This is a genomic window from Gottfriedia acidiceleris (assembly GCF_050457485.1).
GTDB classification, from domain to species: domain Bacteria; phylum Bacillota; class Bacilli; order Bacillales; family Bacillaceae_G; genus Gottfriedia; species Gottfriedia acidiceleris_D.
Genome location: NZ_JBCMJM010000017.1, coordinates 294902 through 310265 on the forward strand (window position 1 = coordinate 294902; position 15364 = coordinate 310265).

The following is a 15364-nucleotide window of genomic DNA, read 5'->3' on the forward strand; positions in this document are numbered from 1 at the left end:
GTATGTAGTATATCACCTCTTTTTTAAATCATGAACACTTTTTTTCAATTTTTCAAAAAATTTAAATCGACATGATTCATCATTATCTTCGTTATTTAGTCCTAATCCCCTATTTCCTACCATAACAAAAAGAACCTCCAATCCAATATCAATTGAAGGTTCTTTATTTTAAAGTTAATTGAAAAAAGTTAACTATAAGCTAGCTCTTTTTCGTTTAATCCAAGTGTTTTTGAAGTTGAAGCTTGAATTTCCTCTAAAAGTTCTGAATGTTCTTCTAGAGATAATCCAAATGAAGGGATCATTTCTCTAATTTTTGGCGCCCATTCCATCATATGTTGTGGGAAGCATTTTTCTAATACTTCAAGCATTACGTGAACAGCTGTCGAAGCTCCTGGAGATGCTCCAAGTAATGCTGCAATCGAGCCATCAGCCGCACTAACTACTTCCGTACCGAATTGAAGTGTTCCTTTTCCAGCTGGCGTGTCTTTAATAACTTGTACACGTTGACCAGCAACTACGATATCCCAATCCTCACTCTTAGCATTTGGAATAAATTCACGTAATTCTTCCATACGTTTTTCATTCGATAATAAGACTTGTTGAATTAAATATTTCGTTAAAGACATCTCTTTTACGCCTGCTGCTAACATCGTCATGACGTTATTTGGTTTTACAGAACTAATCAGGTCCATATTTGAGCCCGTTTTTAAGAACTTTGGTGAAAACCCAGCAAACGGTCCAAATAATAACGACTTTTGGTTATCGATATATCTTGTATCAAGATGCGGAACAGACATTGGTGGTGCACCAACTTTAGCCTTTCCGTATACTTTTGCATGGTGTTGCTTGGCAACCTCTGGATTTTTACATACTAAGAATAGTCCACTTACAGGGAACCCCCCAATATGTTTTGACTCAGGGATACCAGTTTTTTGCAGTAAAGGTAGACTAGCTCCTCCACTACCGATAAATACAAATTTTGCAATGTGGGAATCGATATTACCTGTGTTCATATTATACACTTTTACTTCCCATGAGCCGTCACTAGTGCGCTTAATATCTTCTACAGCATGTCTATAGTTTATCTCTACATTTTTACTCTCTAAGTGCTCAAACATCATACGCGTTAAAGCGCCAAAGTTTACGTCCGTTCCTGAATCTATTTTTGTTGCCGCTATTGGTTCATTAGATGTGCGTCCTTCCATGATAAGCGGGATCCATTCCTTCAACTTTTGAGCATCTTCCGAGTATTCCATCCCTTTGAATAAAGGATTTTTAGAAAGCGCTTCAAATCGTTTATTCAAAAATTCCACATTTTCTTTACCTTGCACTAAACTCATATGAGGAATTGGCATGATAAATTCTTGTGGATTACCAATCAAATTCTTGTTTACAAGATATGACCAAAATTGTCTTGAAAGTTGAAACTGTTCATTAATTTTTATCGCCTTGCTAATATCAATCGAGCCATCAGCTTTTTCTGATGTATAGTTAAGCTCACATAACGCAGCATGTCCCGTACCTGCATTATTCCACTCATTAGAGCTTTCTTCTCCTGCTTTTTCTAATTTCTCAAATACTTTAATTTCTAATTCCGGTGCTAACTCTTTTAGTAATGATCCCAAAGTCGCACTCATGACTCCGGCACCAATTAAGATAATGTCTGTTCTAGTTTGTCTGTTGCTCATAATAACCTTCCTTTTCCCCTTTATTTGCAAAAAAGTAGGTTTTCCTGCTTAGGTGTCACAAAAAGCAAGGCACCACCTAGGAACACACCTTTTCTGTCTCAATTATATCTTATTAATAGTATAACACATTTAAACTACATTTTAATAATAGTATATCACTATTTAATTATATCCAATTAATAGTATATTTCTATTACTAACTGTCCTAAAAAAATTTTTTTCTTTATCTGATAATTATAAACTATTTAAACAATGTAAAAAAGTTAAAAATCTATCATTAAGGTCCTTATTTTAGAAAAATAAATTCTGACTCACTATTAGTTAATGAACCCTACCTCTATATAGTAAGCGCTTATTTTAAGTTTGTCTCGTGTACAATAAAAAATAACTGAAGGAAAGATTTGCTTATTATTTTAAAATTATTTAATTGAACCAAATTTTAGTCTAAATTTACTCCGCCTTATATGATTTAAACACAAAAAAGAGACTGGCGGGAAGTTCCCGACAGCCTAATGCGACTCAAAATGAGCCCTTTAATTCCTCATTTGAAAAAATATATTTTCTAATCTTATAACCGCACTTATTTTTCTTTAACGATCACTAGCTCCATAAATAGCTGAAGCTTTGCTGTTTAAGCTATGTGCCATTACTTTCCACTGTTACCTTTATGTTTAAACGTAACACTGATTGTATGATTCTTTGTTATATTTGTAAACGTGTACGTATTATTTGTTAGCTTTGTTTCTACTCCGTCTACTTTAAACGATTCAACCTCATAATTACCCTTATCAGGCGTAATTTTGTATGTTTGATTTGCTCCTTCATCTACTGAAAGTACACCACTTGGGCTAATCGTTCCATTGCCTTCAGCTGATGCTACGATTGTGTAAATGATTTTCTTGAACGTTACATTAATCGTGTGGTCTTTTGTTACATTTGTAAACGTATAAGAGTTATTTGTAAGATTTGCATTCACACCATCAACAGTAAATGTAGCAACCTCATAGCCTTTATTCGGTGTTACCGTAAATGTTTGATCTTTTCCATGATTTACAGAAACATTGCCGCTCGGACTGATCGTACCGTTGCTACCAGCTGCTGCTGTGATTGTGTGTACGATTTGTTTAAACGTTATATTAATCGTATGATCTTTTGTTACATTCGTAAACGTGTACGTATTGTTTATTAACTGAGCATCCACACCGTCTACTTTAACGGTTGCAACTTCGAAACCATCGTAAGGCGTGACCGTAAACGTTTGGTTTGTTCCATAATTTGTAGCAATTCTACCGTTCGGACTAATCATTCCGTTACTTCCAGCTGTTGCCGTGATAATGTGAACGATCTGTTTGAACGTTACATCGATTGAATGATTCTTCGTTACGTTTGTAAATGTGTACTCACCATTTGTAACCGTTACTTCTTGTCCGTCAACCTTAACGCTTCCAATCTCAAACCCAGTATTCGGCGTGATTTTATACGTTTGATTAGAACCGTGTTTTACAGAAACGAAGCCGTCTGGATCAATTTTTCCATTACTGTCCGCTGTTGCTGAAATCGAGTGTGACAAATCATCACTTATGATAATCGTAAACGAAGTGTCCATATAACCTGGTGCAGAAATTGTAAATTCATAATCACCTAGGTTATTGAATAAAGATCGATCAACAAATGTCAGTTCCTTAGCTGTAAGAGTGTACTTGCTAGAGTCGACCACTTTTCCATTTAATGAAACAACTGGTGAAGCTGCAAGCCAATCTGAATCTTGATTGTAGCCAATAGTAATTGGTGTATCTTCTTGAATATAAGCTATTTTTGAAGCAAACACTGGTGAATTACTCTTAACTACTTGAGTTACCTTTGTGTCTGGGTAGCAATACGCCGTAAACTTAATTTCTTTATTGCCTTTTGTTGTAAATGCTGTTCCAGGAAGCGTAATTGTAATATTACTTACATCTGATGAGATTGTCGCATCAGATTTAACCGATACTCCATCTACTGTAATATCACCTGATACTGCTTTTGATGCATTTGCCCATCTCATGTTTTCAGTATTGTTCGGTATTGTCATAATTACTGGCTTCCCAACTCCACTTGGCGTCATAGCTGGCGTTGGTGCTGTTCTTTGAGCAAATGGTTGAGCAATTGTAATCGGTGTAAAGTAAGGCGATTTAAACTTAACGTTCTTATTGCCTGCCGCAGTATTTGACTGAGTTACAGAACCATCAATCGTTACTTTTCCTGCAGATGTTGTTACAAAAGATTTTACTGATGTAACTGATGATAACTGAATTGTAACGTCACCATTATCTACTGTTTGATCCGATGAAGCTGCTAGTAAAATTGAACTTCTCCACAGTGGATTATCGTCACCACTAATTGTGTAAGTAATCGTATCACCAAATTGCGGTGTTCCAGCAGGTGCTGATAGCGTAAGAGTTGGCGCAGTTTGAGGCGTAACTAATACTGGTAAGCTTATATCAGCAAATCCTTGAGCTGATACAATAACATTCTTTGTCACTGCACCGCCACCATCAGTTCTTACTAAATCAAACGGTATCTTTACTGTTCCTGCTGTTTCATCTATCACAACTTTCGTTTTAATAGATGGCGAAGAAGCTGTACCATATTTTATATCACCGCTTGTCTTCATAGCTGATATCCATTCAGATGCTGCTGTACCTGGATTAAATGTCATTACTAGGTCTTGACCAGCATAAATTGTTCCTGCTGGCTTAGTCAGTGTTACGCCTTGCTTATAAAATGGTTGATCGACAGTTGCCGTTTGGTAATTATTTGCGAAAATGTTGATTTTTACGCTTCCCGGCGCTGTGATTAACGTTTTATCAATCATGATAGGTGTTCCAGGGGCACCTAAAGTGATTTTACTAGCTTCAAAATCAGCTCTTGCGATTGTAGTACTTCCAACTTGGATAGCTGTAATCGCATCTCTCCATGCTTGTGTATCATTTGTTGCTCCGATCCCAATCGATAACGGATTTACATTACTATCATTAAAATAACGATTCGTTTCAGCTGTTAATATTGGAGCTGAAAATGCGTTAATTCTTTGTGTTAAATTATAAGTTGAAAAATTGTCAGCCTCTATTGTAAATTTCCAATCACCTGCCTGCGAAAATACACCTGCTGGGATTGTAAAGTTAAATGTTGTTGCGTTAGCTGGTGTTACTTGGTTAAAGAGTGTTGTTAGTTCTTCCCCTTTATAGCTTTTAACAACATTATTGTTTGGATCAATTACATTGATTGCCGTGATATTCGGCTGCCAAATGTCACGATAGTGAGCGGCTGTAGAACCTGTTGTATCTGAACGACTAAATGTTAATGCTTTTCCAATTGTTGCAACATTATTCGGTGAAAGTAATGTGAAGCTATTTCCAGCCCCATCTAGCATTCTAAATTTCAATGTACGATCCATATATCCAGGAGCTTTAAATACAATTGTATGAACTCCTGATTTTGCAAACAATGATGGATCAAATTCGTATTGTCCTTTACCAGAAACTACCTTGTCAACAATTGAATTTGTAGATGCGCCATTATACACATTTGTAGCTGATTTACGGTCGACACCGTCAATCAGAATTTGTCCGCCGGCACCGTCTAAAGCAGCCCTATAAGCCGCATCATCTATTTGCGTAAGTGTAGCAGCACCAGTTACAGAATTGTCTGGATTTTTGTAAACTACAGAGAATAATTGGAACGGATTTACTTTTCCAAAATTTACCAAAGCGGTTAGGTCAGTTGTTTTCAAATATGGTACTGGCTTTATGACAGTGTTAAATGCTGTTAAATCCGAACCACTTGGTACAGTATTAAATCCAGTTAACGAAATCGCTGAACTTGTAGTTGATACGATTGTTCCTGGTAGAGCCGCTGCATTAGGTGCAGTTGTATTGTATTTACCAAAGTTTTTAACAATATACTCAAAATCTGTATAATCAATTGCACCATCAAAGTTGAAATCAGCTGCTCTCGTATAAGTCGATGGCGTTGCAACGTATGCATTGTATGCAGTACTTTCAGCTTGGATATCTCTCATGTCAATTACATCATCACCGTTCACATCACCAGCTAGCATAAGAGCACCTGGGACCGAATAGTTTCCTCCCGCTGAATAGCCAAACTGCCCAGAGTTGTTCATTGCCAATGTGCCATAGTATGTGAAATGACCCGGCATTTTCATCGTAACATTGTAAGGCTTACTACCAGCTGGCATTGGAAGATTTGTTGCAAATGAGCCAGTTTGATTTATACCCGGGTTTGCACTTGACGAAGCTCCAGTAGGATCTTGTGCAATTGATAATGCAGAAGTATTTCCACCTGTATTAGGATCTTCAAATTTGATTTCTACGCCTGAACCATTAGTCGTAATCGGTGTTGATCTACCAAAAACTGCACTCGTTGCCAGATAGTTTTGGAATCCTTCCGGTTTAATATTACCGCTGACGTATGCCCCGCCTCTAACGTAAATAAATTTATCTTGGAAAGTAGGGACACGATCCATTCCATTTTTACCATCTTTGTACGTTGTGATTTCTGGGATATTACCCGACCACATAGGCCACATTGTATCTAATCCTGCATCGTTTGTAACTTTAAATTTAATATCAATTAGAGGCATTTCCTTTGCAACGCCACCGCTAATTACATCCTCTGCATTCAATACACCTTGGGCTTTTACAGCTTCAGGCAGATTGAAACTGAAAATATAATCTTCATTTATGTCCTTATCTTGACGAATCCAACTTTTATCAGCTGTAATTCCTTTAGATGCTAGAAAGGCTTTGTATTGATCACTAAAATCAACATCCGTCATTTCTGCAAAATCAAGCCTGTACAAATAGAACTTCGCACCAACTAGATTTTTAGGATATTTAACTGATAACGTTGATTTAAAGTTATCACCATTTGCAACTAATGTTTTATCCTTTAAGAAATCAGGGTCAACGCCATTTAGCGTTTTCGATCCTGGTGAATCTAAACGTTCGTATCTGTTAACGACATATTCGTTTCCTTTTTTAACAAAGTAATAATATTTTGCTGTAGTGTCTATATTTCCAGAGAAAGAATAATCTTCTGGATAGAATCTGAACATCTCTCCATAGTTTTCTTTCAGAGGATCATCACTTGTATTAATTAGATCTTCTTTCGATATACCAAATTTGAATGTTCCGTCATCATTAGGATGTAAAAAGTAATTGACGTACGGTGCAGAGTTCGAGTCACCAAGCATGCCGTCAATTTGACCTAAAGATTGGCTAACATCTGTATCAGTATCATAGTTTGGTGGCGCAGGAACCTTCGTTTCGTGCCCAACATTTTTCATGTAATCAACGTTTGAGTCATACATTTTTCCTGAGAACCATTTTAACGCACCATCTGTTGTAGGACCATTAGGGTCAATTTCATAAATGCCAGGTCCGCTACCAGCATCCATTTGCATGGTTGGAGACGTATTATCAACATAAAGTGAGCCATTTAATGTATAAAGCTGGCCACTTGTTGCATCTAATGCTCGAGCCTGTATCATGTATCCGCCTTCATCAGCGATTTTTTGCTGTGATGATTGCTGTGTAAGTTTTACAGAAAGATTAGGGTCATCCTTAGAAATAGGCGAGCTATAAGGATAGTAAGCTCCATTCATCATTAAAGGAACATTCATTGAATTCCCTAGCGTAAAGGCAGAAAGATTAAGCGTGCCAATAAAACCAATATAATTTTTCCCAGTTAGATCCATAACGTAGAGTTTAAGACCAAAAGAAGGATCAAGTGGACTTTTCACTCTAATATCTGCCCAACTTGCTGGGATAAATGCATACGTATTTGGATTAAAGTTTTTATTGCGATCAAGGTTTATTGCTTTTCTTACAATTCTGAAATCTACTCCTCTACTTTGGATACTGATAGCAAGAGGCATACGATAGGTTTCAGTAGTATTAACTGAATTAACAAAGTTTATATACGCCTCGTAGTATCCACTAGCAGCTGTAGCCGGTGCAGTAAATTTTACGACCAAATGAACCGTATCACCTGCAGGCACACTAATCGAAGTTAATTCAGTTGCAGGAGAAGTCGCATTATTTAAACTAATTTTAACGCCTTCCTTCTCACCATCTTGTCCATCTTTCAAAAATGCATCCTTAAAGAAAACACTTGATGAATCGAAAGTTTTAGCAGTAGAGCCATTATTAGTAATATACAAGTCTCCTGTTTTCGTAACTGAACCATCTTCTGAACGAGAAGTATAGCCAAACGAAAATGAACCTGTTGTATTTGCTACATTTATAATATTAGATGTAGAAGAATCATCGGTTGACGAGCGTGATTGAACAAAGTCTTTTACCTTAAATAGCATGTCTGTATGAACGGCTTGATAAGGATCCGATTTACCTGAACCGATTTGGAATAAACTTTGTTGCTTATTAATTGGATCGGCTGTTTGCATCAACGCTACTTTTACATCCTCAGGCTTATAGTTTGGATGAGCTGATAGAATCAATGCAGCCATACCAGCAACATGAGGAGTTGCCATCGATGTACCTGACATCGTTTGGTAAGCATTTGTATAATCTTTGTTTGTTGGCTCAGAAATATCATATGGCGCAGCCGAGAAAACATCGACACCTGGCGCTACGACGTCAGGTTTGATTGCCAACGAGCCTGTAACAGGACCTGTCGAGCTAAAGCTCGCAAGCTCATTTCCACCAAATGTAAAGTTACCGCCATTTGAAACAGAAATTGTTTTTATCGTACCGCTTTTAAAAGCATTATAAAAGTTTGTACCTTCATTCTTGTTTATTTGCACTGTGTAGATTAAACCGCCCGTTGCGCCTAAATAATATGGATAATAGCCTTGATCGTCAAAGACAAGATCAGGATTATCTTGCGGATTCCATAAAATCATAGCTTTAGCGTGTTCTGCAGCTGCATTCATGATTAGCTGATTTACAGGAGCAGCGCCACGTTTTATTAGTACTACTTTATCTTTAACGCTTATATTTTTATTTCTAAGATCATCGTACCATGCAGGAGTACCATATCCAGCATCCACAATATCGTACTTAGTCGAGCCACTAAGCTTGTCATTTGAATCGGTAAAATCTTTTGCTAACAAACGAGTGTTAATTGTAGAATATGAACCTTCTCCCGTTGCACCATAAGAATGGATATCCAACATAGGAACTTGCTTAGGATAAGAGATTGCGCCCACGGTAATTGCCTTAGCAGCAGCACCTGGAGTTCCTACTGTTCCAGCGCCTGGACCAGAGTTACCTGCAGCGATTACAGCCGTTACGCCAAGGTCAGTTACGTTATTGATTGCAATCGAATTAGCAGATAATGAATCGTTGTAATTCGCACCAAGAGATAGGTTAATAACTTTACAACCATCCTTATATGATTGTTCAATTCCGGCAATTACCGCTTCATCAGTCCCACCGTGAGGACCTAAAACACGGTAAGCATATAGCTGCACTTCAGGTGCAACACCTCTAAGTGCATAAGGAGAATTATTTCTTGATTGACCAGCAATTGTACCAGCAACATGAGTCCCATGAGAAGTAATATAATCACGGTAATCCGTTGGGAAATTTGGATCCTGTTGATTTGACGGTAGTGCATCATTTGCTTGCTTCGCAGCCAACCAATCTGAATAGACTGTTTCCATTGGATCATTATCATTATCTACAAAATCTTTACCACCTTGGTATTCACCAGCGATGTCTGGGTGATTATAGTCGATACCTGTATCAATAACACCGACTTTTACACCCTTTCCTGTAATATTTTCATTTTGAAGATCGTGGATTTTTAACCAATCAAGAACCGCTGTTTCACCAGACTGTGGACCTTCAGGACCTGGCGATGTCACTGTACCCGCTTCGTTAGTTGTAGCTTTTGGTGTATCTGGACTATTCGTAACACTACTAGATTGCACATTTGTTCGATTCGAACGGATAGTAGATAATAAATTTGTATCATTTTGTTTCTCGGAAATCTTACCATCGCCTGTAACGCTATCAGGTGTGTCGGTTAACTGCGATGCAGGGATCGGTGCATATTTAACGTTCTGATAAACTTTCTTTACATAAGGTAGTGCCAAAAGATCGTTAAGTGCACTGCTTGGAATTTTAACGGAAACACCGTTAAAAACTGTCGAATACTCTTTTCCTAATTTAATAGAAGCTGTTTCTCCAGCAGCCTTTAAAGATTTCGATTGACTATTAATAAAGTTTTTAAAGTCACTGTGAGTTTGATTTACTGCATTTGTGGCAATTTCAGGTGTGATAACAGATGTGCTCTCTTGATTAACAGAGAGTTTTTCAGATGATGTATCTTTTTGTTGATTTAACATTTGTATAGAGACAGGATCAACATTAAATTGAACAATTAAATCTAATTGCTTCGATGAATTTAATATATTTGGGTCTATTTGTAGCTTCTCTAAATATAAATTCTGTAATTGTTGCGTTTGATTTAATTCTAAATTACTTTTGTTTCCTAGTTGTGTAGTATCGATGGTAGTATTTCGCGCGGTTCCGCCCGTCATGGCAAAAGTCGGGACTGTGTAGCCTAGCAACGTAGAAGTCGCTACTAATGAAGACATGATTGCTTTTTTTATTTTACGATGCCTCATACATTATTCATTTCCTTTCACTAATTTAATAGATAAAAAATAACGCCATTTCCCCCTAACCACTTATCCCCCTTAAATAACCAAATTTATAATTTTATAAATTTTACGACAATTTAATTGCCATTCTTCATTATAATTGGGGTTCTTGTCGACAGTAAATTGGGGAAATTTAACGAAAAACCAAGAAAAAAATTTGTCATATTTTGTTAGAAAATTGGAGAATTGTCCTTGCTTTCATTGTTTTTTATGAGTATTTTCTAGGAAAGGATTTGGGGGAATTTAGAACTTATTTTTCTACAAATTTTGGAAACTTCAATTTATTGGATTAAATTAGTAATTATTAATCTTCTTAATCTGTTTAATCCGATTCTTTATTCTTATTTCTTACGTCTCCAAGTTAAAGATTTACCCTTAAGATTTTGAATATATAAAAAAGATCTCTCATAATTACGAGAGATCTTTTTGTGTGTTCTCTAATTTAAACAAACTGCAATGGCAATTATAGAAATAATTAATAGATCTATTTTTTAACTTCTTTCACAAAGTTCCATGTTTGCCCTTTATCCTTTGATTGATAAAGTTCGCTACTATTCCCTTTGTAATCCCCATCTGAACCTTGACCAACCAACATACTTAAAACTCCATTCATCTCAAAAGGCATACCTGGAGTATCAAAAGGTCTTATAGACATTTCATTATCTAACTTTACCTCGTGAGGTGAATAATTAACTTTACTGAAAGAAATGCCTCCATTATCTGTACGATATAAGGCTCCTTCATTCCCGGAAGGATTAATAGAACCCAAAAATCCTAGCTTGTCATCCAAGAAGACAATTCCAGTGGCACTTCCAACTGTTCCTCCATATGGGTCATTGTTAATGATCGTCCATGTAGTTCCACCATCAGTGGTTTTGCTTAATGAATAAAATGTGCTTCCTAATGCTTTATCTGCAACATTTAGTTTATAACCAACTTCTTTAGATTGAAAAAACTGTTCCTTTGTATTAGTTAGCTCGTTTTTCTTCTCATCTGAAGTAGATTGATTAGTAGATGGTTTGCTCCAGTTTGGATTACCTATTAGGTTATATCTAGCTGGCGTAATGACTTTATCCATTCCAGGGACAAATAAAGATACTGTATAGCCAATTATTTCAGTATTTGCTGTTTCCGGACTATGTTCTCTTCCATCCTTATCAACATTAATGATTCCATTTGTATTGTATCCCCAATTTCTTTTCCCATAATAGATCAATCCATACTGATTTTCGTTCCATTTACTAACCGCTTGTTTAATTGGAATCACATTAACGGTTTCAATTAAAGGATCTAACAGTTTATCGTCATTATAATTGGGAGTGGCATACCCGTGTAAATATACTGTGATATTTTCTGACTTATTTTTATCATAAGTTATTAGAAAACTTTCTTCTTTTCCATTGTCGTTTTTTCCATAAACAAATGTATCAAGAGATGTAATTGTTCCATCTGAATTAAACTTAAGGGAAAAATTATTTTCTATATATAGTTTCTTTGGTAATGTATGCTTATTATTTATATCTTCAAAAATGCCCTCAACGCCATATTGATATATATTGTTATGCTCAAATTTAACTGTTCTTTGGTTTTTTAGTCGTTCTATATACCACGCAAGTTTACCGCCAAAATTTGTCGCACTTTTATATATGTTTGCACCGTAAAATAATGTAATTGCAACAAACAAGATAATCGAGATAAATTTCCATGCTTTTAAGTCTGTTAGTTTATTCGGTTTACACTCGCTACTTTTTATAACTTTTAAAATGGTAAATAAAATGACCATTAGTAATAGGGCTATGCTTACTAATAAAATGGGTAGATTTTTATTGATACTTCCATACCTAGATATTGAAGCTAACTTTAGTCCAAAAACCCAGTATCCAATTAGGAAAATCGGATTTGTTAATAATGTTATAACTATTCTTTTTACTTTTCCCTTCAATCTATAGATCCCTCCTAATTGAATTAGTCGTTCTATTCATCCAATCTAAGTATACTTTGTTCTCCTAGATTTCTGCATGACTTGTGATTTACAGTTTTGTTTCAAAAAATAAAAAAGCACCCCAATTTGAACAGGGTGCTCGATCTTAATTATTTTAGATTAAGAAATTAAGCTATTATGTTTAGGTATTCGAATCATCGCCTTAAATAAATCACCGTCAACTTGAATTGCAAACTGCCCATTTTGAATTTCAATTAGACTTTTCGCTATTGAAAGACCTAACCCACTACCTTGGCTATTTCTCGATTCATCGCCTCTTTTGAATCGTTCCATTAGTTCATCGGCTGAAATATTTAATTCATAAGCTGAAATGTTTTTGAAAGTAAGAAGTACATCATTCCCCATATCTTCTATTTCAATATATACTCTTGATCCTCTAAGTGCGTATTTAAATATATTAGATAGTAGATTCTCTACGGATCTCCATAATAGTTTTCCATCCGCTGCAACATAGAGTTTATCTTGGGGATAGTTTATCTTAAAGGTTAAATCTAAAGCTTCAACTTTTGCATTAACTTCACCTAAGCCCTGGGTTAATAACGATAAAATATCTATACGCTCAAGATGAACAGGAATCGTTCCACTAGATGCTTTTGCTGCTTCAAATAAATCATCAGTTAATAACTTTAATCTTTGCGACTTTTGATCCAAAACCTCTACATATTCTTGTATTTTAATAGGGTCCTTTTCCTTTTTCAATAAATCAACATACGTAATGATTGAAGTCAGTGGTGTCCTAATATCATGTGATACATTAGTGATAAGCTCAGTTTTCATCCTCTCACTCTTTAGTTCACGATTAACAGCTGTTTTCAAACCATCTGTAATGGTATTTATATTATTAGAAAGACTTGCAAACTCACCTTTCCCATCTACCTCTATACGGTGATGAAAATCGCCTGCTTTTATTTGCTCGACCCCTTCTTTAATCGCGTTGAATTTTTTTACTTGTTTATAAGCAAACCATGCCGCAAAGCCGATTGTGATCGGGAATATAAAAAATGTTATCGCTATTGCGATTGGATAGCCAACTACAAGTAGTACCGTTTTAACACCAGTACTGCCACTATTATAGACATTTTTAATAAAAGTAAAAAACTTACTTAATAAAAGATAGATTAAGGTATGTTTCAACAATGTTTTATTTTTAATATGCTTTACGATCGATAAGGTCAGCACTAGTGCCACGATAAAAAACGGAATTGTAATGAAGAAAGCTAACTTATTAATAACATCAATTGTTATCGAGTCTATTAATGCTATCCAAGAGGCAATGATAGCCATTAACAATACGACATTAACATCATTAAACAATTTATCTAATACGTTTAAATGTAATTCTCGATCATTGAATGATTTTCTACCAATTATAAGTGCTAAGTACGCAAAGGATAGTAAAAATCCGATCGAACAACCTATAAACAAAATGAATGCATGCGTTGCAATTGACTTATTTTCTTTCCATTCTTTTATTTTTTGATCCAAAGCATCTTGCTTGAACGCAATAGAAACTTGCATATTCTTTGCATTCAACTGATCTAAATTTTCGGTAATCCAATTAAAACGCTTATTCTTTTCAATTGTTGCTGGATAAATTTCTCTTTTATAATCTTTGTATATTAAATAGGAAGGATTTCCTTTGAATTGACCTTTTAAAGTATTATTCGTAAATTCATTAACACCATCATTGGCATAATATAATAAATCTTTATTACCAGCTACTATTTGCAATAACCCTTGATATCTTTTTAGATCATCCGTTATCATCTCATTCTTTGCTTGATTTATTTCTTTTGCATAAGCTTCTTTAAAATTGTTAAAGTTTTCTTCTTCGCTTAAGCTTGGATTATATATTTTTGACCTCTCAGTAAAGTCTGGATATAAAGATTCTTCAATTGATCTCATATCCTCTGAGCTAATTGCTCCACCCTTTGAAATATTCTCTTCACTTTTATACTCACTTACTAATTGAGTTAGGCTACTTAAAATAGGCTCAACTTCCAGCATATAGGATTTGCTAAGAAAGTAATTATCTTCAAAGACTATGCCAAAATCATCATCAGTTAAATCAGACACATTTGCAATCGACTTAAGTATGCCTGAAAAAAATAAAACAACTAACGTAAATACAATTATTTTTGTAGTTAACGAATGACTATATTTTCTCGACCTTATATCCAACTCCCCACACCACCTTCAAATATTTTGGTTCTTTAGGATTTATTTCGATTTTCTCTCTAATTTTTCGTATATGGACAGATACTGTATTTTCGGGATTAAAAGCCGCTTCGTTCCATACTCTTTCATAAATTTCTTCGATTGAAAATACCCTACCTGCATTTTCAGTCAAGAGCTTTACAATTTTATACTGAACTGGCGTAAGATGAACAACTTCCCCATCAACTGTAATGATTTTGCCTTCATCATCGACTACTAGCCCTCCACTACGATATAAACTATTCTTTGTTTCAAGACTGCCTAAGCTTGTATATCTCCGCAGTTGTGATTTAACCCGTGCGATTAGCTCTAAAGGATTGAATGGCTTTGTTATGTAATCATCTGCTCCTAAATTTAGGCCTAAAATTTTATCGGAATCCTCGGACTTTGCAGACAGCATAATGACAGGTACACCATGATTTTCTCTAATCTTCATCGTAGTCCGAATTCCATCTAGTTTAGGCATCATAATATCCATAATAATGAGATGGATCTCTTCGGTTTCGATAGTCTCTAGGGCCTCTAGTCCGTTATAGGCCTTGAACATGCTATATCCTTCATTTTCTAGATAAATACAAATAGCCTCTACAATTGACTGATCATCATCACAAACTAATATGTTCATGTATCTCTCTCCTATTTACCTTTTTCATAATTTTATCACCTCTTTATTTTTCATGTTAAGAGGATGATAACAGTAAAATCTTAATAAACTTTCAATGTAAATCTTAATATTTTCTTAGGATTATAAAAAAACCATAATGG

General features: G+C 35.4%; 5 protein-coding genes. All 5 read right to left on the bottom strand.

Features of this window, described 5'->3' with window-relative positions; translation table 11 throughout:
• Positions 1-188: 188 nt before the first annotated feature.
• The 5 genes from ABEY15_RS19060 to ABEY15_RS19080 all read right to left on the bottom strand — a co-directional run bounded on the left by ABEY15_RS19060 (position 189) and on the right by ABEY15_RS19080 (position 15224).
• Positions 189-1688 (bottom strand): malate:quinone oxidoreductase, encoded by a 1500-nt coding sequence (locus ABEY15_RS19060; protein ID WP_429891686.1) that lies wholly within the window; start codon positions 1686-1688, stop codon positions 189-191.
• Between the two features lie 646 nt (positions 1689-2334).
• Entirely contained in the window at positions 2335-10344 is an 8010-nt protein-coding gene (locus ABEY15_RS19065; protein ID WP_429891687.1) for a S8 family serine peptidase, read from the bottom strand.
• A 520-nt stretch (positions 10345-10864) separates the two neighbouring features.
• A complete protein-coding gene (locus ABEY15_RS19070; RefSeq protein ID WP_429891725.1) occupies positions 10865-12346 on the bottom strand; it encodes a WD40/YVTN/BNR-like repeat-containing protein in 1482 nt (493 codons plus the stop codon).
• 135 nt (positions 12347-12481) lie between these two features.
• Positions 12482-14563 (bottom strand): histidine kinase dimerization/phospho-acceptor domain-containing protein, encoded by a 2082-nt coding sequence (locus ABEY15_RS19075; protein WP_429891688.1) that lies wholly within the window; start codon positions 14561-14563, stop codon positions 12482-12484.
• Complete coding sequence (locus tag ABEY15_RS19080; protein WP_429891689.1) at positions 14538-15224, bottom strand: response regulator transcription factor; 687 nt, start codon at positions 15222-15224, stop codon at positions 14538-14540. The genes ABEY15_RS19075 and ABEY15_RS19080 overlap by 26 nt, the downstream gene beginning before the upstream one ends.
• Positions 15225-15364 lie beyond the last annotated feature (140 nt).

Excerpts from the sequence above, each read along its gene's own strand:
- ABEY15_RS19080 (WP_429891689.1), bottom strand. The coding sequence starts at position 15,224 with ATGAACATATTAGTTTGTGATGATGATCAGTCAATTGTAGAGGCTATT.
- ABEY15_RS19060 (WP_429891686.1), bottom strand. The coding sequence starts at position 1,688 with ATGAGCAACAGACAAACTAGAACAGACATTATCTTAATTGGTGCCGGA.
- ABEY15_RS19065 (WP_429891687.1), bottom strand. The coding sequence starts at position 10,344 with ATGAGGCATCGTAAAATAAAAAAAGCAATCATGTCTTCATTAGTAGCG.